A 20,712-nucleotide genomic window follows, 5' to 3' on the forward strand; every position below is an offset into this window, starting at 1 on the left:
CGTCGAGCACATCCGTGATGCCCCGCCAGTCCGCGGGCAGCGTCACATCCAGCACCCCGGGCACCACGGTCCGGTACAGCTGGTCGTCCTGGATGAACTCGACCCGCCCGGTCACGTCCATCTCGTCCAGCACCTGCCGCAGCGGCGCGGGCCCGCCCATACCGCCGAGCTGGTGCAGCGACACCTCGAACTCGAAGCGGCCCCGGACGAAGGTGGTGGCCGCCCCGCCGGGCACGTTGTGGCGCTCCAGCAGCAGGGTCCGCTGTCCGCCGCGCTGGAGCGTGGCGGCCGCGGCCAGCCCCGCGTTCCCCGCTCCGATCACGATCACGTCGTAGTCGACGCTCATTGCAGTCTCCCTCCGGACGGACGGCGTTCGGGCCGCGGGGCGGGACGGGACGGGGGCCCCGCCCCGCCGCCGCGGTCGTACGGGACGGATCAGCAGCCGCCGATGAGCTTCCGGGCCTCGGCCCGCACCACCCGCTTGAGGACCTTGCCGGTGATGCCGACGGGGATCGTGTCCTCGGTGACGATGGCCGCGCCCGCCATCCGGGGCAGCCCGGACCGGGTCAGCGCCTCGTTGATCCAGGCCGTCGGATCCTGGGGCGCCTCCGCCCCCTCCACCAGGTTGACCAGGGCGTACACCTTGGCCACCCCCTCGTCCTCCCAGCCGAACTCCACGCCCTCGTCGGCCAGTCCGACCACCGTGCAGTCGAGGATCTCCGGGTACTCCCGCAGCAGCACCTCCTCGGTGTAGGCGCTGTAGACGAAGCCCTCCTCGGTACGGATCGCGTCCGTGGTCCGGTCCAGGTGGTAGAAGGTGTTCGCGGCGTCCCGGTAGACCAGGTCACCGGTGAGGAAGTAGCCGCCGAGCCACTGCTTGTGCCAGCGGACGTTGTCGTTCCAGAAGCCGGGGGTGAGCGACTTGGAGAGCACTCCGAGCCGGCCCACCTGGCCGGGCGGCAGTACCGAACCGTCCTCCGCCAGCGCCGCGGCCTGCGCGAACCGCATCGGGCGGCCGATGCAGCGGCCGATCACCGGACCGCCCGCCCGGTGCACGAAGTCGAAGAGCACATAGCCCATCTCGGTCGAGCCGAACATATCGATGAAGATGGCGCCCGGGACCTTCTTCGGCTTCAGGTCCGGGCCGGTGACGGTGTGGTAGCCCTTGTCCAGCAGCCGCCGGATATGGACCGCGTGGGCCGCGTCGCCGGACGCGTAGTACGCCTCCACACTGGTCAGGTCCCGGTCCGTCAGATCCTCGCCCGCCATCTCCGTGAAGGTGTGGGTGAAGCCGAAGACGATCGTCGGGCGGTGCTTCTCGATCCCGTCGAGCACGGCCTTGCCGCTGGGGTCGGTGTAGTGCACCACCGGAGCGCCGAGGGTGAGCCCCAGCAGGGTGTTCGACATCGCCGACACATGGTGGCCGGGGAGCGCCAGCAGCCGCTTGCGGGTGGAGCAGTCCAGTCCGTCCGCCAGCCTGCTGAGGGCGCCGTGGAACAGCGTCTCGTGGGTGTGGAAGGCCGACTTGGGGATGCCGGTGGTGCCCGAGGAGTGGGAGATCAGGATCGGGTCGCCGGGCGCGTGCCGGAACGGGTAGTCCGCCGGGCGGTGCTCCGCGTCCCCGGGCGCGATCTCCGTCTGGAGCGCCACGAACAGCGGCGGCTCCGGGTCCTCCAGATGCGCCAGCAGATCGGCGTGCCAGGGCTCGCGGGTCATGATCCCGACCACCCGCTGGCGGCGGATGTACTCCCGCCGGGTCTCGGCCGGCATATTCGCGTTCACCAGCGAAGCGATCGCCCCGATGCTGGTCAGCGCCATCAGATTGAGCGCGAAGTCCGTGATGGAGGTGGAGACGACGGCGACCGCGTCCTTGGCCCGCACCCCGGCCCGGGTGTAGTAGCCCGCGTACTCCGCGACCACCTCGTGCAGCCCGCCGAGGGTGAGCACCTCGGGGTTGCCGCCGTCCGGGGCCCGCCAGGTGCCGTCGAGCCAGAGCACCTCCTCGTCGGCGGAGCGGCCGTACAGCGGGAGCCGGTGGATCACGTTCCCCGCGCCGAGCGCCGCGTCGGCGAGAACCTTCCGCCGGAGGTCTTCACTGATCATCATCTGCGGTCTCCGAATCCTCGTCCTCTGATGGGTCGGGTACTTCTCGCAACTCGTGTGCCGTGGCGGCCTCGGGCGCCTCGTGTGCGCGGCGGGCCCCGCCCCGGGGTACGGGCCCGGCCGGGCCCGGCTCCGGACCGGAACTCGGACCCGAAACCGGACCCGAACTCGGACCCGGCACCGGGCTCGACACCGGCACCGGGGCCGCGTCCGGTACCGGCGCCACCCGCGGCACCGGACGGCCCGCCGCCCGGTCCACCAGGGGCCCGGCGGCGCCGAGATACCCGGCGGGGTCCAGCAGTTCACCGGGGTCCGCGGAGACCTCGTCCGCGCAGCCCGCCTCCCGGAGCGCCCGGCGCAGGGCCGCCACCAGCGGGGTGCCGTCCGCCGTACCGCGCACCGCGCTGGTCACCACCCCCTTGGCCCGGGTCCGGCCGAGGTCCGCGGCGAGCGCCACGGACAGCCGCTCGGCGACCAGGCTGCCGCCGGTCAGCGCGGTGTTGGCCCGTACCCGGTCCACCGCGACGGCCAGCCCCTCGGCGAGTTCGGCCGCGGTGTGCGCCGCGCCGCCGGTGAGCCGCAGACAGTGCCGCAGCGGTTCCCACTCCGCATGCCAGGCGCCCGCGGACCGCTCGTCCTCGGCAACCACCGACTGCTGGAGCACCAGCGCATACACCGGCACCTGCCGGGCGGCCGCGGCCACCAGGGTGCTCAGCACCGGATTGCGCTTCTGCGGCATCGCGGACGACTGGCCGCGCCCGGCGGCCGCGGGCTCCACGACCTCGCCGACCTCCGTCCGCGACAGCACCAGCACATCGGCCGCAAACTTGCCGAGCGCGGCGGCGGCCAGGGTGAGCACCGCGCCGAGTTCGGCGACGGGCGTACGGACCGCGTGCCACGGCACCTCGGGAGCGGCCAGCCCCAGCCGCCCGGCGACCAGCCGCACCAGCTCCAGCTCCGGATGGTCCCCGGGCACCCCGGCGGCACGCAGATGGTCGTGGTAGGCGGCCAGGGTGCCCGCGGCGCCGCCCATCGACACCGGCAGACCCCGCGCCAGCAGGGCGCCGACCCGGTCCTGGGCGTCGGCGGCCAGGGTCAGCCAGGAGGCCGCCCGCAGCCCGACGGTGGTGGGCACCGCATGCTGGGTGAGGGTCCGGGCGGCGGCCGGGGTGTCCCGGTGGGCCACGGCGAGCGCGGCCAGTGCCGTACGGATCCGCCCCAGGTCGGCGTGGAGCAGCCGCAGCGCCCGCCCGGCGACCAGCATGGCCGCCGAGTCCAGGACGTCCTGGCTGGTGGAGCCCGCGTGGACGTGCCGGGCGGCCTCCGGGTCGGCGGCGGCGACCAGTTCGGTCAGCCGGGCGGCGAAGAACACCACGGGGTTGGCCGCCTCCCGCCCCCGCCGGGCCAGCCCGACCGGGTCGAGCCCCCCGCCCGCCCCGGCCGCCCGCACCGCGTCCCCCACCCCCGGGGGCACCGCCCCCAGGGCGGCCTGCGCGTCGGCGAGCGCCGCCTCGAACTCCACCATGGCCGCAAGCCACGCCTCGTCCGCCACCACCTCCGCCACGGGCGTCCCGGCCCACCCGGGCCCGAGCAGCCCGGAGTCCACCGGACCCGCCGCCGGAGCGGACCCCGCGACCGCCGTGCCGGTCATCACAACACCCCCACGGCCGGCGGGGGCGGCGGGCCCGCCGGGCCCCGGACCACCACCGCCGTCATCACCCGCGCCGGCCGGCCCGCCGAACGCCGCCCGCGCCCGGCCGGGGAGACCGCCAGACCGTCCGTACGGCCCCGCCACACCGCCCCGCCGGTGCCCCGGATCCCGCCGAGGGCGCACCGCGGCGAACCCGCGGGCCGGACCAGCCGCACGTCCCGGCCGCCGCGCGCCAGCCCCCGGCCCGTGGCCTTGACCGCCGCCTCCAGCAGCGTCCAGGCGGAGAAGAACGTCTCCGGGTCGTCCAGCCCGCCGAGCGCCGCCGCCTCCGGACAGACCGTGCCCAGCACCCGGGCGCCGGAGCCGACGGGCCGTACCAGCTCCACGTCCACGCCCACCGGCCCGCCGCGCCGCACCGCGACCAGCAGCATCCCCGCCGACCTGGACCAGCTCACGTACCAGCCCGGATGCTCCGGCAGCACCGGCCGCCGCCCCGGCTCCGCCAGCAGCGGCACCCCGGCCGCCGTACCGCCCAGCACCCCGGCCAGCGTGCGGCGGACCGCCGCCCTGGCCCGGACGTACACCGCCGCCGCGGCCGGATCCCGGAACCGGTCGGCCCGCCGCAGCTCCGGCTCCGACAGCACCGCCCGCGCCGCCGTGTCCTGCCCCGCCGCGCCCGGCGCGTGCAGGTCGATCAGCCGGCACTGCGCCGTGTCCCCGGGCGCCCGGGTCCCGGCGCTCATGAGCCGGCCGTCCCGCTCAGCGCCCGCGCCGTGAACACCCGGGGCGTCTCCGACGGCCGGGAGCCCAGCAGATGCAGATCCCCGAAGGCCGGCCGCATCGCCACCATCGCGACCGTCCGCTCCCGCCGGATGTTCCCGTTGTCCGGTACGAACACCGGCGGGGCGGACAGCAGCGCCAGATGGTCCCCGGGCAGCGCCGCCTCCGGCAGCGCGCGCAGCCGCAGGGTGCAGGCGTCCAGCCGCCGCAGCGACGAGTTGCGGGCGAAGACGTTCAGCTTGTCGTACGGGATGAACTCCCGGTGCAGGAAGTGGTTCGTGTGCACGGTCCGCATCGCCCGCACCGTGTGCATCCGCCCGTCGAGGAACTCCGTGTACGCCGCACCCCGCGGATCGCAGAGCGTCAGCGAACGCGAACTCGCCAGCCGCAGCCCCTCCAGCACCCCCAGCGCCTCGTCCACCGACCCCGCGCTGTCCAGGACATGACGGACCGCGAGATAGGGCGGTACACCGGGCCGCCACTCCCCGCCCAGCACCAGGTTGATCCCGACGGCCAGACCGTCGCTGTTCATCCCCAGATAGCCGAGGAGCCCGCCGAAACTGAGCGTCAGCACCCGGCGCGAGCCGCCGGTGCGGTCGATCGACAGCATCCGGCTCTGGTCGTCGAGATTGCCGCTGAGGTCGACGGTCTGCGCCAGCACGGTGTGCGGGCCGTTCGCGTCGACCCGGGCATAGGTGGTGCAGTCGCCGTTGGCCCGGCGCACATCGCGGTAACCGGTGATCTCCCGCCGCAGTTGCAGCAGCAGCGCCTGCTCGTGGCCGATCCCGGCCCCCGCCGCCAGCCCGCGGATCTCCTCGGCCAGCTCCGGCACCGCCTGCTCGATCTCCCGGCGGTACGCCGTGATCAGCGGCGCCAGACCGGCTGCCGTCACCGGGGTGTCGAGGAGATGGTTGATCCGGGCCAGCCCGTCGTCGAGGAAGGCCCGCAGCTCGGCGGCCCGCGCCTCGCCGTGCTGCCGCCCCAGCTCGAAGGGGTCGCCGGTCAGCCGCAGCAGCCCGGCCGGGGCCCCGGCGTCACGGCCGGTTCCCCCGGTGCCGCCCGGCCCGTCCGGCGGGGCGCCGCCGACTCTTCGCGTTCGGTAGGTGTCGTACGGTCCGTTCTGTCGCATGGTCCGGCATACCCTTCCCGTCAGGGGCACTTGCGGAGCAGGACGCCGTGCCGGGCCCCCGGCACGCTGGACGCCAGCAGATACAGCCCGTCGTCCGTCGCCTCTCCGGCGGCGAGCAGATCGGCGAGGTTGATCAGTGGATCGGCGGCGAAGCAGTGGCCGAGGCGCTCGATGTTCCCGGTGCGCATCCGGTCGGGGGCGAACCCGGCCTGCCGCTCCTTCATGGTGATCAGCGGCCGGACCAGATTGGCCGGCAGCAGTGCGGTGACCTTCTCCGGCGGGACGCCCGTCGCCCGCTCCAGCCGCTCGTTCACGGCGACCGCGAGCCGGGCGTCGATCTGGTCCCGCCGCCCCAGCACCGCCGGGTCCTGCGCGGCCGCGGTGGCGAGCACCGTGAGCCGCTCCCGTTCCGGCCCCTGCTCCGCGGCCCCCACCAGACAGCTCGCCGCGCCATCGCTGAACAGCGCGAACTTCTCCAGCCGTACGGACTCGTCGAGGATCCGGTCCGTGGTCACCACCAGCACCAGCCGGTGGCTCCCCGACCGCACCAGGGCCTCGGCCACCCGCAGCCCGGCGAGCAGGTTGTTGCAGCGGTTCAGCGTCACCCCGCAGGTGAAGCCGGTCCGGGTGAGACCCAGACCGCGGAGTACGGCCCCGACGAGACCCGCGTGGTCGTCGACGCCCTCCGGGAACGAGCTGCTGCACACGATCAGCCCGTCGACCGCCGCCGGATCCGCCCCGGCCGCCGCCAGGGTCGCGGTCCCGCTGGCGACCGCGAGTTCCGCGGTGTTCCGGGCGGTACGGAAGAAGCTGCCCCAGCCCCAGGTGCGGGGCGCCATGGGGATGCCGTACCGGGCCACCCGTGCCGCGAGGTCCGTCACGGCCGTATAGGGCTCCTCGGTCTCGCCCAGCACATAGCGGGGCGCGAGAAGGAAAACCGGGGAACTGCTCATCCGTCCTGGAACTCCGTTCGGGATCGCCGTGCACGGGGAGGAGGAAGCGCGGAACGGGCCCGGAACGTCTTCTCCGGATCCCGCCGGGCTCGCCCGATCCGAAGGTCTTCTCGCTAGCCGGGAGCCGGTTCGGCCTTCAGCCTGACCACCGCGCGGGCCTCGCTCAGCACCTTCGTACCGCCGCAGACGACCGTCAGGTCGATCCGGACCAGCCCGTCGCCGAGCCACCGCACCACCCGCCCGCCGACCTCGACCAGCGCGCCGCCGGGGGAGTCGGGGACCGGCACCGGGCGGCTGAAGCGGGTGCGGTACTCGACGACCGCGCCCGGATCGCCCGTCCAGTCGGTGACCGCGCGGGCGGCGATGGCCATCGTCAGCATGCCGTGGGCGATGACGTCGGGCAGTCCGGCCTCGTGCGCCACCCGCGGGTTCCAGTGGACCGGATTGAAGTCCTCCGAGGCCCCGGCGTAGCGCACCAGATCGGCCCGGGTCACCGTCACCGTCAGCGGCGGCAGCTCCGTTCCGTCCGCGGCGCCCGCCACCGGCACTGCGGCTCCTGCCACCGGCACGGCCACGCCCGCCACCGGCACCGCCCCGGGGCCGGCCCGCTCCGCCCGGCCGTCCGCCGGGGCCGCCGCCGCTTCCGGCACCGCCGCCTCCGTCTCCGTCTCCGCCGTCATGCCCGGTCACCTCCTTTTGCCACGGCGCTCAGCGCCACGAACGTCATATGGGTGGTGACGACATGACCGCCGTCGCCGTCCGCCAGGTCCGCGCGGAGCGTCAGCACATCCCGGCCGCGCAGCCGCTGCGCCCCGGTGATCTCCAGTACGGTCACCAGCCGGTCGCCCGCCCGGACCGGGCGGGTGTACTCGAAGCGCTGGTTGCCGTGGATCAGATAGGTGGGGTCGAAGCCGATGTCGTCGTACCGGAAGACCTCCTCCATCGCCCGGGCGACCACGGCGAACGGAAAGGTCGGCGGGGCGGGGAGATCCGGGTGGCCCAGCGCGCGGGCGGCTTCCGGATCCGTGTAGACGGGCGCCGGATCGCCCACCGCGCGCGCGAACCGGCGGATGGTCTCCGGCTCCACCGGATAGGGCGTGGCGGGCGGATACGTCCTGCCGACGCATCCGGTGTCGAGCGGCATGCCGTTCCTTCCGTCGGGACCGCCGGGCGGGTGGCCGGGGGCCGGGTGGCTGCGGAGCGGGAGTGCGGGGTGCGGGCGGTCAGTCGTCCCAGTGCTCGACGACCCGCCGCCGTACGTCGTCGGGATAGGCCTGCGCGAACGAGGCGTGCCGCAGCCGTCCCTCGCCCCAGGCCGGCAGCAGTCCGTCCACCAGAACGCTCGGCCCGCTCATCGCCGCCCGCTCCTCCTCCGAGAAGCAGGCCATGAACGGCAGCACCCGGCCGTCCCAGAACTGCCGCCGGTCGCGCGGATGGAGCCGGGTCGACAGCGCCCAGAGCAGATCGCGGTCGTCGGACGGGTCGATGTCGTCGTCCAGGACATAGGTGACGGGCAGCATGGCGCTGGGCCCGCCGCCGTTGTGCATCACCTCGCCGATCCGGCGGACGAACTCCGTGGTGTCGGCGCCCGGCAGCGCGGTCCGCCAGTCCTCGGGGACGGTCACCACCGCCCAGTGCATCGCCGCCGAGAACGGCACCCAGACCGTGGTCACCGGCAGGCCCGCGGCCCGCAGCGCGTGCAGCACCTTCGCCGCCCGCCCGGTGCCGGTCACGGTGTGGTACTCGTCCGGCGGCCGGCCCTCGGCGACCAGCGGCCAGATCGGCTGATCGCGGTGGGTGATCGCCTCGACCGAGAAGACCGGCTGCTGCGAAGTGTGCGCCGAGGCATATCCGGCGTACTCCCCGAACGGCCCCTCCAGGCTGTCCCGGCCCACCGAGAGATGCCCCTCGATCACCACCTCGGCATGGGCGGGCACCTCCAGATCGACCGTCTCGCAGCGCACCAGCTCCAGCGGTTCGCCGAGCAGCGCGCCGATGTACCCGGCCTCGTCGACCCCTTGGGGGAGCGGGATCCCGCCCACGAACGGGATCGCCGGGGCGCCGCCCTGCACCAGGGCGTACGGCATCGGCTCGCCCAGCTCGGCCCAGGCCTGCCAGACCAGCCCCAGATGCTGCGGCGGGACGACCAGGCCCGTCATCCGCTTGCCGTCCAGCTTCATGATCCGGGTGATGGACCAGTTGGTCCACGAACCGTCGGGGGTTCTGGCGATCACGACGCCCCAGGTGTTGAGGTAGTCGCCGCCGTCCTCCTCGTGGATCCGGGGGATCGCGAACCGGTCCAGCGTGGCGTCCGCGCCCAGCAGCACGTTCTCCTTGCACGGTGCCTGCTCCCGCGGCACGGTCCGCGGCGGTACCGGCGGCGCGTCGCGGGTCCGCACCAGATGGTCCACCAGCTCCGCCGCGCCCGTGTCGGCGGGCAGTCCCGCCGAGAGCGCGATCCGGGCCAGCGGCAGATCCGGCCGGGAGCCGACCCCGGCCGGGGCGCCGAACAGCCGCATCCCGATCCGGTCCTCGGCGACGGAGGTGAACAGCGGTGCGGGCGAGCGGAGTTCGTAACTGCGCCGGGTGACCGCCGCGGCTTCGAGGTCCGCGCTGACCGTCCGGTCGACGGTCCGCAGGTCGCCGAGTGCGTCGAGGGCGTCGAGATAGGCCCGCAGATCCACGAGGTGCTTCATCGGGGCGCCCCTCCCGGGCTGGTGGCGGCGAGGGGGCGGGTGAACGGCCCGCCCTCCTGAACCGTCGGACGGATACCGACGGTGGTTCCCGCGGTGGTTCCGGCGGTGGTTCCGGCGGTCGTTCCCGCCGTGCTTCCCGCCGTGCTTCCCGCGGTGGTTCCTGCCGTGCTTCCGGCGGTGGTTCCGGCGGCCGGGGCCGCGGCGGCGGGCATGCCCTGCCAGCGGCGGGCCCGGGGCGAGTCGATCCCGAACTGGTCCAGGACCCGGGTGACCAGATGGCCGACCATGTCGTCCACCGACGACGGGCGGTTGTAGAAGGTCAGTACGGGCGGCAGCACCACCACGCCCATCCGGGACAGCGTCAGCAGATGGTCCAGGTGGATCTCGCTCAGCGGGGTCTCCCGGGGGACGAGGACCAGCCTGCGCCGCTCCTTGAGGGTGACATCGGCGGCCCGGGTGATCAGACCGTCCGCGTAACCGGTCCTGATGGACGCCAGCGTCTTCATGCTGCACGGCATCACGACCATCCCGTCCGTCCGGAACGAGCCGGACGAGATCGCCGCCCCCTGGTCCTCGGGGGAGTGGACGACATCGGCGAGCGCGGCCACCTCGCGGGCGGTCAGCTCGCTCTCCGTCTTCAGGGTCGCCCGGGCCCAGCGGCTCATCACCAGATGGGTCTCGACACCGTCGTGGTGCCGCAGCTCCTCCAGCAGCCGTACGCCGAGGACCACACCGGTGGCCCCGGTGAGTGCCACGACCAGGCGCCGGGGTTGTTCCGTCGGCATCGTGCGGCTCCTTTCGCGATCGGTGAAGCGGTGCTCGGTTATCGGCCACCGGTGGCCACCGGGGTTCGGCGAGTCCGTGAATCCGCCGCCGGGGCCCGGCCCCGGGGCCGGCGGCACCTGGCACTCCGTGCCCCCGCCTCGCCCGCCCGTCCTGCCCGGCCCGTCAGCCGTCAGCCGTCGGCCCGTCAGGGCCCCGCGACTTCGTCCCCCGGCGCGGCCCGGGTCAGACAGGCGCGGAAGCGGCAGCTCTCGGCGCCCTCCCGCATACAGGCCACGACCTTGTCGTCGGCCGTGACGCCGATGCCCTCGAACCAGCCCGCGCGCAGGTCGAGACAGGGGCAGTCGTAGCCCTCCAGGGAGCGGCTCGCGGACAGCATCTTCAGGGCGAAGTGCTCGCTGACCACGGTCTCCCAGGCGCCGTCGGCCTCGTCGAACTCGGTGGCGTCCAGCCGGACCATGGACCGGGTGAACATCAGCCGGGCCAGCTCCTGGAGGGTGGCGGCCACCTCCCGCGGCCCGCTGCCGGGCGGGGTGGGCCTGCGGCGGCTGTAGAGCACCGCGACCCGGCGCGCCACGAACCGCATGACCTCGGCGTTCAGCTCGTTCGCGGCCTCCTGGCCGAACCGGCTCTTCACCGCCTGGTACCAGCGCGCGTCGTGCAGCCACCACGACTGGCGCAGCAGGGATATCTCGTTGGAGAGCGGGAAGTCCACGGCGCGTTCCGTCGTCATACCGGCCCCGCCTCCTGCCCCGCCCCGGGGGTGCCGTGGCCCGCGCCCCGGACCAGCAGCGCGTCGGCCGTGTCCGGTTCGCCCTCGTCGACGCCGAGTTCGATCAGCACCACCAGGACGTCCCGCGCGCTGCCGTCCTCGATCAGCAGTCCGGCCAGCTCCAGCCCCTCGGCCAGGGAGTCCCCGGCCGGGCTGATGCAGATCACCGGGCCGCCGAGCCCCCAGCGGGACGACACCACACCGAGGACCGCGCTGGGCACCGACTGGTAGAAGAGCAGCGGCGATGCTTTGGTGCCCCGATCGACGGAGCCGGTGACCGCGGTCTCGGTGGCCATGTCGCCGAGCCGGGAGACCATCACCAGACCGGTGGCGAGGGCCGCTTCGGGGGGTGCGGGGGCGGTGCCGTGGAACGCGCCCAGGCACTCGTCGGCCACCCGGGCGAAGAGGGGGCCGAAGGGGGAGGCGGTGAAGCCGGGCAGATTGGGCGGGCCGCCGGGGTGCGCGGCCGGGTCCCAGCCGGCCCGGGCGAGCACGGTCAGCCCGGCGTGCGCGGCGGCTGCCGCCACCGCCCCGGCCGCCGGGGTCCCGGTGGTCCCGGTGGTTCCGCTGGTCCCGGTGGTTCCCGCGGCGCGGGCCGCACCGGCCGATTCCGCGGCGCGGGCCCCACCGGCCGATTCCGCGGCGCCGGCCGCCCCGGTCGCCCCGGTCGCGCCGGCCGCTCCTGCCGTGCCAGCCGTCCCGGTCGTCGTGTCGGTGGTCGTCATGCCGCGCTCACCACCAGCGCCGTGTTCGCCCCGCCGAAGGCGGAGTTGAGACTGACGGCATGGCGGACCTCCCGCTCTCTCGGCTCGTCCAGGACGAGGTCCAGCCGGCAGTCCGGGTCGGGTCCCAGATAGCCGGAGTTCACCGGCAGCAGCCCGCTCTCGATCGCCAGGACGGTGATCACGAACTCCACCATTCCGGCGGCCTGGAGGGCGTGCCCGGTCAGCGATTTCGTCGAGCTGACCGGGATCCGCTCCGCCAGGTCGCCGAAGGCCCGGTGCATTCCGGCGGTCTCGGCCGAGTCGTTGTACGGGGTCCCGGTGCCGTGCGCGTTGACATAGTCCAGGTCGCCGGGGCCCAGCCCGGCCCGGCGCAGCGCCAGTTCGATGGAGCGGGCCATGCCGAGGCCCTGCGGATGCGGCTGGCAGACATGGTGGGCGTCGCCCGCCATGCCCCAGCCGGAGAGCCGGGCCAGCGGGCGCATCCCGCTCCGGCTGCCGGCCGCCTCCAGCACCACCACCCCGGCACCGTCACCCAGCAGCAGGCCCTTGCGACCGGCGCTGAAGGGCCGCAGCCGTCCGTCGGCGGCGAGCGCCCGGCCCGCGTCGAAGGTGGTGAAGGACTCGGCGTCGACCAGATGCCCGGCCGCGACCACCACCCGGTCCCGGCGGCCCGTCGCGATCAGCATCCCGGCCTCGGCCACCGCGGCACCCGCCGCCACACAGGCGTTGATGTACGTCCGGCCGGGCGCCTCGAAGCCGCACTCCCGGGCCAGCCACCGCGCGGTGTCCCCGATGGGCCGCTCCCGCTGCTCGCCGCGCGGCAGCCGGGAGACGGCGGGGTCGGCGTGGCGGGCCGCGAGCAGCAGGGTCGCCGCGCGTTCGGCGGGGGAGAGCCCGGCCTGTTTGCAGGCCTCCTCGGCGAGGGTTTTCAGTTCGGTGTCGAGGTCGAGGTCCGCGGGGCCCTGGGCGGCGATGCCGACCCGGTAGCGGCCGGTGTCGAAGCGGGTCACGGGGGTGAACGCCGGGACGCCGGAGCGCAGGCCGTCGCGGAGCGCGTCGACGCCGTGCCCGTATCCCGTGGTCACCGCCATCCCGGTGAGGACGACGGGCCTCGGGGTGCCGTCCGCCGTTCCGGTGGTGCTGGTCATCCGTCGCCTCCCAGTGTCGGTACGGAACGGGGGGTTTCCCGGCCGGAGCCGGCGGCCCGTACTCCGCCCATCGGCCGGATCTCTGAATTCCGTTTTCCGCGCGTTCTTGCCGGAGTCCCGGCCGGGGTACCCGTTTCGGTTCCGATTCGACTTCCGATTCGGGTTCCGCTTCCTGAGTCGCTTCCTGAGCCGGTTCCGGTGTCGCGACCGGCTCCGGCAACGGCCGCGGCGGTGGTCCGGTTTCCGGCTGCGGCCGGATTCGCGCCGGAGATATCCGGCCGCGGCACGTCAGTGCCCCATTCCCATGCCGCCGTCCACCGGGACGATCGCCCCGGTGATGTACGCGGCGCCGGGCGAGGCCAGAAACTCCACGGCGGCGGCGACCTCGTCGGCCCGGGCCATCCGGCCCAGCGGGATCTGGGCGACGATCCGCTCGCGCTGGGCCGCGCTGAGAGCCTCGCTCATCGCGGTGTCGGTGAGCCCGGGCGCGACCACATTGGCGGTCACCCCGCGCGGCGCCAGCTCCCGGGCGAGTGACCGGGCCAGTCCGATCAGCCCGGCCTTGGACGCGGCGTAGTTCACCTGGCCGGCCACTCCGCTGAGCCCGGCCGTGGACGAGATGATCACCACCCGGCCCGACCTGGCCCGCACCATCTCCCGGGCGGCCCGTCTGACCACCCGGAACGTCCCGGTCAGATTGGTGTCGAGCACCGAACCGAAGTCCTCGTCGCTCATCCGGATCAGCAGCCCGTCCCGGGTGATCCCGGCATTGGCCACCAGGACCTCGACCGGTCCGTGCGCCGCCTCCGCCTTGCCGAACGCCTCCTCGACGGAGGCCGGGTCCAGCACATCGCAGCCCACCCCGAGCAGCCCGTCCCCGGGCGACCGGCCGGACCGGCAGGCCACCGCCACCCGGTCGCCCGCGGCGGCGAACCTGCGCGCCACGGCCAGGCCGATTCCCCGGTTTCCGCCGGTGACAAGGACAGAACGGCTCATCAGCAAACTCCAGCCCGGTCGGTGGTCATGGAAAACATCGGTGTACCGCCCATTCAGGTCCGGGTTCCACCGGAAGGCGACAATGGTTTAGTCCACCAATGACGGAACCGGAGTTCGCCGGACGGGCACATAAAGTTTTGGCGCAGCGTTTCCGGATTCGCCATATGGCACGGTGTGCCTCGGCTGTGCCTCGCCTTTCGAGTGCTGTACGGAGCACACCGGAAGCACACTCTTTTCCGCCACCGGCGGCCGGGCGTTCCAGGACAGCGGAAGGCCGCCCGGCACCGTCCCCTGTGCCGGGCGGCCGAGGGCCGGGCCCGATGCGTGCGGTCGTGCGGTCAGCGCCGTTCGTTGCGGGCGGCCCGCAGTGCCCCGCGGATCCGCTCGGCCGCGGCGGCCTGCACCCCGCCCAGCAGCGCGGATGCCTTCGCCTCCGACTCCGCGCCGCCCGTGATGTCGCCGAGGGCCAGCTGGGCCTCGGCGGCGCGCAGCAGATACATCGCCCGGACCACCGGCGGCAGGTTCAGCCCCGGTCCCTGGCGGGTGAAGAGCGGATCGAAATGTCGCAGGGCCCGCTCCGGCTGCCGCATGTCCAGCAGCGACACCGCGTCGATACAGCTCAGCCAGGACTCGGAGCGCACCGGCAGGATCGGCAGCCCGGACGGTGTGGTGGCACTCAGCGCCCGCCGCCCCGCCGCCAGCGCCCGGACCCGGCCCATCTCGTCCCCGCGCTGGGCGTGGATCCGGGCGGTCTGGGCGTACAGCAGCGCCTGAAGGGCGGGGTCGGTGGTCCCGTTCGTATGACGGCCGAGCAGTTCCCGTACCGCCGAGAGCAGTTCGGCGGCCTCCTCGTGCATCTCCAGGTCGAGGTACTGGCCGACGTGCATGGTGAGCACGGCCGCCGCCACCTCGGGGTCGGCGGCGGCGGTGGCGCACCGCAGCGCCGCGACGTAGTACCGCTGGGCATTGACGTGCTCGCCCTGCACCCGGGCGATGAAACCGCAGACCGACAGGCCCTCGGCCGCCAGGACCAGGACCTCCCGGCCGGTGTGCAGCGCCTCCGGCGCGGCGAGGAAGTGGTCGGCGAGATGCCGCAGCTCCAGTTCGGTCGCGGGCGCCAGCCAGCTCGCCGAGAACCGGGCCGCGAACTGGTGCAGCGTACGCAGCCGGGTACAGGCCTCCAGCAGGGAGCCGGGTTCCGCGCTCTCCGCCTCGGCGGGCGGTACCCGTCCCACGACCCCGCGCAGCGGGACCGTCGGGGCCAGGGACACCTCTTCGGAGACCGCGTCCAGCCAGTTCTTCACCAGCGAGCGGGCCGCCCAGCCGGTGGCCAGCAGATAGTCCTGCTGGAGCTGTTTGCGGCCGGCGACCGCGTCGAGTATGGCCTCCGGGACCGCGGCGCGGGTCCACGGTAACTCCAGCTGCCGGGTGTCTCCGTTGGCCAGGTGCAGCCAGTCGGGCCAGTCGAGTCTGAGGACCTCCTCCTGGGGGACGGCGTGGATATGCGCTATCGCCAGCTGGGCGGTGCGTTCCGGCACCGCGCGCCCGGCCTCCCAGCGGGAGACCTTCTCACGGCGCGCGGCCATCTGGCCGAACCCCAGCTCGGCATGGGTGGTGGCGATGAGCTGTGCGTACTCGCCGTGGGTGTAACCGGCCCTGGTCCGCAGCACGGCCAGGGGATGGCGGTTGCGGACGGCGGAGCCGGGCGTGACGGGTGACGGGGTAGGGGCGTTCCAGGTATCGCTGCGCATGAACGTGGTGCCTCTCGGTCGAATGCTTCCTGTGCTGGACCGGGTGGTTGGTCGGGCCGAGACAGAGCCCTCCGGCACCCTCGGGTCGGGGGGCGGAGGCCGTGCTCCGGAGCGGTGGACGACGAGCCCGCGGGGGGAAGACGCCGTACGCGGCGACCGCGGCCGGACGGACGGGAGCCGGCGGCCCCCGCGCCGGGACTGCCTCGCCACTCCTCCCTTGTCCGCCGGGTGCGACCGTGCGACGGCAGCGGAAACCCTGGGTACTTCAGCGGGTCTGACACCTGGACCCGTGGAGCACCGGACCACCTGCGGGGGAACGGCGGACCGCGGCACGGCCCGCCCGTGAAGGGGACGCGCCCGCCCGCGCGCCGCCCCGGCGCACACGGCCCCCCACGCCCCGCCGCGCCCCCGGACGGCAACGGTCCGTCAGGGGCGTACGGTGGGGGAGCGCCATGCGGCAGAGCGGGCACAGCCATCCCCTTCATGACACACGAAACATATTGGGTCCTTGGGAAAAGTCCAGCGGTCCGGCATCTGTACCGCCTCCCTTACCCACTGGTAGCGTCCGCAAGCGGCTGGTAGCGTCCGAGCCCGCCGGACCCGGTTCTTCCGATGCGTCTCAGCCGACATCGCAGCGTCGCCGAGAAGGAGGAAGAACCGTGCGCCAGTTCACCGTTCCGGCCCTGTACGACGTGCCGTCGGACGGCAATCTGACGGCCATCGCCATTCGGAACGCCACCGAGTACCCGGACCGTGCCGTGCTCGCCCGCAAGGAGCAGGGCCACTGGCGCGACGTGACGTCCACCGTGTTCCTGGCCGAGGCCCGCTCGGTGGCCAAGGGGCTGATCGCGGCCGGGGTGCAGCCCGGCGACCGGGTCGCCCTGATGTCCCGTACCCGCTACGAGTGGACCCTGTTCGACTTCGCGATCTGGTTCGCCGGAGCCGTCTCGGTCCCCGTCTACGAGACCTCGTCGGCCGAACAGGTGGAGTGGGTGACCGGGGACTCCGGCGCCGTCGCCGCCATTGTGGAGACCGCCACCCACCAGGCCGTCGTCGAGGGCGTACGGGAACGGCTCCCGCTGCTGAAGAACGTCTGGCAGATCGAGGCCGGCGCGGTCGACGAGCTGGTCGCGGCCGGCTCCGGCGTCACCGACGAGCTGGTCGACGAGCGGGCCGCCTCGGCGAACGCGGACTCCCTCGCCACCATCGTCTACACCTCGGGCACCACCGGCCGCCCCAAGGGCTGCGAGCTGACCCACCGCAACTTCCTCGCCGAGTGCGGCAACATCATCAACCGCAACAAGGAGATGTTCTCCGCCGACGCCTCGGTACTCCTCTTCCTCCCGCTCGCCCATGTCCTGGGCCGGGTCGTCGAGGTCGGCGCCCTGATGGGCCCGGTCAAACTGGGGCATGTCAGCGACCTCAAGGACGTCCCCACCGAGCTGGCCGCCTTCCGGCCCAGCTATCTCCTCGGCGTACCGAGGGTCTTCGAGAAGGTCTACAACTCGGCCCGGGCCCAGGCCAGGGCGAGCGGCAAGGGCAAGATCTTCGACAAGGCCGTCGACACCGCCATCGCCTACAGCCGCGCCCAGGACGACCCGGCCGGCCCGGGCCTCGGGCTGAGGCTGCGCTACGCGCTCTTCAACAAGCTGGTCTACGGAAAGCTCCGCGCCGCCCTCGGCGGCCGCGCCCGCTACGCCATCTCCGGCGGCGCCGCCCTCGGCGAGCGGCTCGGCCACTTCTACCGCGGCCTCGGCATCCTGGTCCTGGAGGGCTACGGCCTCGCCGAGTCCTGCGCGGCCACCACCCTGAACCCGCTGGACCGGCAGAAGATCGGCACGGTCGGCCTGCCCATCTGCGGCACCGGCGTGAAGATCGAGGAGGACGGCGAGATCCTCCTCCAGGGCGAGCACATCTTCACCGGCTACTGGAACAACCCCGAGGCCACCGCCGCGGTCATGTCCGACGGCTGGTTCCGCACCGGCGACATCGGCACCCTCGACTCCGACGGCTATCTCCGGATCACCGGCCGGAAGAAGGAGATCATCGTCACCGCGGGCGGCAAGAACGTGGCCCCCGCCGTGATCGAGGACCGGATCCGGGCCCATGCGCTGGTCGCCGAGTGCATGGTGGTCGGCGAGGGCAAGCCGTTCGTCGGCGTGCTGATCACCATCGACGAGGAGTTCCTGCCCCGCTGGGCCGCCCAGAACGGCAAGCCGGAAGGGGTCACCGCGGCCCAGCTCCGCGACGACCCGCAACTGCTCGCCGAGGTCCAGCAGGCCATCGACGACGGGAACGCCGCGGTCTCCAAGGCCGAGTCCGTCCGCAAGTTCCGGGTCCTCGAATCGCAGTTCACCGAGGCGTCGGGCCATCTCACCCCGTCGCTGAAGCTGAAGCGGGCGGTCGTGATGCGGGACTACGCCAAGGAGATCGACGCCATCTACGGCGACTGACCGGTCCCGGCACGCAACGAGGCGCCCCGGCGGATCTCAGGATCCGCCGGGGCGCCGTCGTACGTACGGTCACACCACGGGCGTCAGTGCACGCCGCCCATGAGCGCCTTGACCTTCCGGCGGTACATGAACACACCCGCACCGGCCAGCAGGGCCAGGGCGCCCTGGCTGGCGAACCATGCCTCGGTACCCGTCGGCGCGCCGATCAGCTGGAGCAGCGCGATGACCGAGCTGCCCGCGGTGACCGCGAGGAACCAGACACCCATCATCTGCGAGGAGTACTTCTCCGGCGCCAGCTTCGTGGTCAGCGACAGGCCGACCGGGGAGAGGCACAGCTCACCGACGGTCTGCATGAAGTACACCGAGACCAGCCACATCGGGGAGACCTTGGTCTCGCCCGAGGCCACGCCCTGGGCCAGCATCATCACGAAGAACGAACCACCGATGAGCAGCAGCGCCGTGGCGAACTTCGACGCGGTGCTGGGCTCCTTGCCCCGGCGGCTCAGCCACACCCACAGCATGGCGAAGAGCGGGGCCATCGCCATCACGAACAGCGGGTTCAGCGACTGGAACCAGCTCTCGGGGAAGTTGAAGCCGAGGAGCGAGGTCTCCGTGTCGTTCTTGGCGAACAGGGTGAGGACCGAACCGCCCTGGTCGTAGATCGCCCAGAAGACCGCGGCGGCCACGAAGAACCAGATGTAGCCGGTCATCCGGCCCTGCTCGACCTCGGTCAGGTCCTTGTCCCGGCGGATCCGGAACAGGTACCAGGCCGGCAGCACCAGACCGAGGACGGTCAGCGGCCACAGCACCCAGTCGATGTGGAAGTTGCCCGACAGGCCCACCACGGCGTACGCGGCGGCGGCCACGCCCAGCCAGATCAGGGCCTTCCGGACCAGCGCCGAGCGGTCGGCGGCGGGCAGCGGGTTCGGGACCCGGGTGGACTCCTCGTTGAGGTGGCGGTAGCCCAGGAAGAAGAAGAGCAGACCGATCGCCATACCGACACCGGCCAGCGCGAAGCCGAGGTGCCAGTTCACCTTCTGGCCCACCGCGCCGATGGTCAGCGGGGCGACGAAGGCACCCAGGTTGATGCCCATGTAGAAGATCGTGAAGCCACTGTCACGGCGCGAGTCGTTCTTGTCCGGGTACAGATGGCCGACCATCGTCGAGATATTGGCCTTGAGCACACCGGAGCCGGCCGCGATGAACGCGAGACCGAGGAAGAACGAGAACTGCGCGGGCACGGCCAGCAGGAAGTGACCGGCCATGATCACGACACCGGCGATCGCCACCGCCTTGCGGGCGCCCCAGACCCGGTCGCCCAGCCAGCCGCCCGGCAGGGCGAGCAGGTACACCATGGCGTTGTACACGGAGTAGATCGCGACCGCGGTCGCGTCCTTCATGCCGAGCCCGCCGTCGGCCACCTCGGTGGCCAGGTAGAGCACGAGCAGCGCCCGCATGCCGTAGAAGCTGTAGCGCTCCCACATCTCGGTCATGAAGAGATTGGCCAGGCCACGAGGGTGGCCGAGGAAGGTCTTCTCGGTCTCGGCAGAGCCGCCCGGAGCCTTCGTCAGGCTTGACGCCATGGTCGTTCCTTGCGTTCGGGACGCGCCGCGGGGTTCGCGGGGAATGCGCCCGGTGGGGGGTGACCGGCACCGGTGGGAGAACGCCCCACCCCTACGCCTGGGGGGCTCGCTCCGGCGTGGGGGCCGGAGTGGGGGACGTGTCCGCACCGGGATCCACACCCCGGTCGCGTCCTTGCGCTCGGGGCCCGGTCCACAGGTCATTCACTGTCTTCGGACCGGTGTCACCGGTCCTCACACACGGAGAAGACCTCTGGACTGCTGCTCGGCAGGCCAAAGGTCTCCGCATAGTGCTACAGGCGTACTCGACACCATACGACACGACACCTCGTAATAAGGAAGGATTTGAGAGATGGATCACAGGAGGAATCGGAACGTGATCGCAGAATCGAAGGTTGATTCCCGCTTCGCACCTATGACCCGCAGGCACTGTGGATCACGCCCCGCTGCGTCCCCCTTGCGGACTACCATCGCCCCATGACGCGTGTACTGCTCGCAGAGGACGACGCATCCATCTCGGAGCCCCTGGCGCGCGCGCTGCGCCGCGAGGGATACGAGGTCGAGGTGCGCGAGGACGGCCCGGCCGCGCTCGACGCGGGGCTCGCGGGCGGTGTGGACCTGGTCGTCCTCGACCTGGGCCTGCCCGGTATGGACGGTCTGGAGGTCGCCCGCCGGCTGCGGGCCGAGGGCCACACCGTGCCCATTCTGGTGCTGACCGCGCGCGCCGACGAGGTGGACACCGTCGTCGGCCTGGACGCGGGCGCCGACGACTACGTCACCAAGCCCTTCCGCCTCGCCGAGCTGCTCGCCCGGGTCCGGGCCCTGCTCCGCCGCGGCGCCACCGAGCCGGCCCCCGCGCCCGCGACCCACGGCGTCCGGATCGACGTCGAGTCGCACCGCGCCTGGATGGGCGAGGAGGAGCTCCAGCTCACCGCCAAGGAGTTCGACCTCCTCCGGGTCCTGGTCCGCGACGCGGGCCGCGTCGTCACCCGCGACCAGCTGATGCGCGAGGTCTGGGACACCACATGGTGGTCCTCCACCAAGACCCTCGACATGCATATCTCCTGGCTCCGCAAGAAGCTCGGCGACGACGCGGCGAACCCCCGCTATATCGCCACGGTCCGCGGCGTCGGCTTCCGCTTCGAAAAAAACTGACCCGCCTCCCGGGGGTCGCGCCCCCGAGCCCCTGTCG

The 20,712-nt window shown here is 73.1% G+C and carries 17 protein-coding genes and 1 pseudogene; 2 read left to right on the forward strand and 16 right to left on the reverse strand.

The features are described from left to right. The 15 genes and pseudogenes from ACWDR0_RS20835 to ACWDR0_RS20905 form a co-directional block, all read right to left on the reverse strand. Nucleotides 1-346 (reverse strand): FAD-dependent oxidoreductase (locus ACWDR0_RS20835; protein WP_456353199.1); only part of this gene is annotated, 346 nt, incomplete at its 3' end. Nucleotides 347-435: 89 nt separating this feature from the next. Beyond that, nucleotides 436-2,106, reverse strand: a complete 1,671-nt coding sequence (locus ACWDR0_RS20840) for a class I adenylate-forming enzyme family protein (protein ID WP_456353200.1) — start codon at nucleotides 2,104-2,106, stop codon at nucleotides 436-438. After that, on the reverse strand, nucleotides 2,093-3,754 hold the full coding sequence (locus ACWDR0_RS20845; RefSeq protein ID WP_456353201.1) for a lyase family protein: 1,662 nt from the start codon (nucleotides 3,752-3,754) through the stop codon (nucleotides 2,093-2,095). Before ACWDR0_RS20845 ends, ACWDR0_RS20840 begins: the two co-directional genes overlap by 14 nt. Further along, nucleotides 3,754-4,497 (reverse strand): 4'-phosphopantetheinyl transferase family protein, encoded by a 744-nt coding sequence (locus ACWDR0_RS20850; protein ID WP_456353202.1) that lies wholly within the window; start codon nucleotides 4,495-4,497, stop codon nucleotides 3,754-3,756. Before ACWDR0_RS20850 ends, ACWDR0_RS20845 begins: the two co-directional genes overlap by 1 nt. Further along, entirely contained in the window at nucleotides 4,494-5,663 is a 1,170-nt protein-coding gene (locus ACWDR0_RS20855; RefSeq protein ID WP_456353203.1) for a C45 family autoproteolytic acyltransferase/hydolase, read from the reverse strand. Before ACWDR0_RS20855 ends, ACWDR0_RS20850 begins: the two co-directional genes overlap by 4 nt. Before the next feature lie 20 nt (nucleotides 5,664-5,683). Next, entirely contained in the window at nucleotides 5,684-6,616 is a 933-nt protein-coding gene (locus ACWDR0_RS20860; RefSeq protein ID WP_456353204.1) for a 3-oxoacyl-ACP synthase, read from the reverse strand. A 113-nt stretch (nucleotides 6,617-6,729) separates the two neighbouring features. Next, nucleotides 6,730-7,179 (reverse strand): MaoC family dehydratase, encoded by a 450-nt coding sequence (locus ACWDR0_RS20865; protein WP_456353249.1) that lies wholly within the window; start codon nucleotides 7,177-7,179, stop codon nucleotides 6,730-6,732. Nucleotides 7,180-7,292: 113 nt separating this feature from the next. Beyond that, complete coding sequence (locus ACWDR0_RS20870; RefSeq protein WP_456353205.1) at nucleotides 7,293-7,760, reverse strand: FAS1-like dehydratase domain-containing protein; 468 nt, start codon at nucleotides 7,758-7,760, stop codon at nucleotides 7,293-7,295. A gap of 79 nt (nucleotides 7,761-7,839) precedes the next feature. Next, on the reverse strand, nucleotides 7,840-9,312 hold the full coding sequence (locus ACWDR0_RS20875; RefSeq protein WP_456353206.1) for a UbiD family decarboxylase: 1,473 nt from the start codon (nucleotides 9,310-9,312) through the stop codon (nucleotides 7,840-7,842). Nucleotides 9,313-9,503: 191 nt separating this feature from the next. Next, a pseudogene (locus tag ACWDR0_RS20880) lies at nucleotides 9,504-10,097 on the reverse strand (non-oxidative hydroxyarylic acid decarboxylases subunit B); the annotation flags it as partial. Between the two features lie 185 nt (nucleotides 10,098-10,282). Further along, a complete protein-coding gene (locus tag ACWDR0_RS20885) occupies nucleotides 10,283-10,828 on the reverse strand; it encodes a hypothetical protein (RefSeq protein ID WP_456353207.1) in 546 nt (181 codons plus the stop codon). Continuing rightward, on the reverse strand, nucleotides 10,825-11,592 hold the full coding sequence (locus ACWDR0_RS20890) for a beta-ketoacyl synthase chain length factor (protein WP_456353208.1): 768 nt from the start codon (nucleotides 11,590-11,592) through the stop codon (nucleotides 10,825-10,827). Before ACWDR0_RS20890 ends, ACWDR0_RS20885 begins: the two co-directional genes overlap by 4 nt. After that, nucleotides 11,589-12,740 carry a beta-ketoacyl-[acyl-carrier-protein] synthase family protein gene (locus ACWDR0_RS20895; RefSeq protein ID WP_456353209.1) on the reverse strand — a complete coding sequence of 384 codons (1,152 nt, stop codon included), beginning with the start codon at nucleotides 12,738-12,740 and terminating at the stop codon, nucleotides 11,589-11,591. The genes ACWDR0_RS20890 and ACWDR0_RS20895 overlap by 4 nt, the downstream gene beginning before the upstream one ends. A 288-nt stretch (nucleotides 12,741-13,028) precedes the next feature. After that, nucleotides 13,029-13,736 (reverse strand): 3-oxoacyl-ACP reductase FabG, encoded by a 708-nt coding sequence (gene fabG / locus ACWDR0_RS20900; protein ID WP_456353210.1) that lies wholly within the window; start codon nucleotides 13,734-13,736, stop codon nucleotides 13,029-13,031. Nucleotides 13,737-14,074: 338 nt separating this feature from the next. After that, nucleotides 14,075-15,487 carry a transcriptional regulator gene (locus tag ACWDR0_RS20905; protein ID WP_456353211.1) on the reverse strand — a complete coding sequence of 471 codons (1,413 nt, stop codon included), beginning with the start codon at nucleotides 15,485-15,487 and terminating at the stop codon, nucleotides 14,075-14,077. Nucleotides 15,488-16,146: 659 nt separating this feature from the next. Between ACWDR0_RS20905 and ACWDR0_RS20910 the strand changes: the two genes are divergently transcribed. Further along, nucleotides 16,147-17,940 (forward strand): AMP-dependent synthetase/ligase, encoded by a 1,794-nt coding sequence (locus ACWDR0_RS20910; protein ID WP_456353212.1) that lies wholly within the window; start codon nucleotides 16,147-16,149, stop codon nucleotides 17,938-17,940. A gap of 83 nt (nucleotides 17,941-18,023) precedes the next feature. Here ACWDR0_RS20910 and ACWDR0_RS20915 read toward each other — a convergent pair whose 3' ends face one another. Next, entirely contained in the window at nucleotides 18,024-19,523 is a 1,500-nt protein-coding gene (locus ACWDR0_RS20915; RefSeq protein ID WP_456353213.1) for a peptide MFS transporter, read from the reverse strand. Between the two features lie 474 nt (nucleotides 19,524-19,997). Here ACWDR0_RS20915 and ACWDR0_RS20920 point away from each other — a divergent pair, with 474 nt between their 5' ends. Beyond that, on the forward strand, nucleotides 19,998-20,675 hold the full coding sequence (locus tag ACWDR0_RS20920) for a response regulator transcription factor (RefSeq protein ID WP_456353214.1): 678 nt from the start codon (nucleotides 19,998-20,000) through the stop codon (nucleotides 20,673-20,675). Nucleotides 20,676-20,712: the final 37 nt, after the last annotated feature.

The organism is Streptomyces sp. NPDC003691 (genome assembly GCF_053981115.1).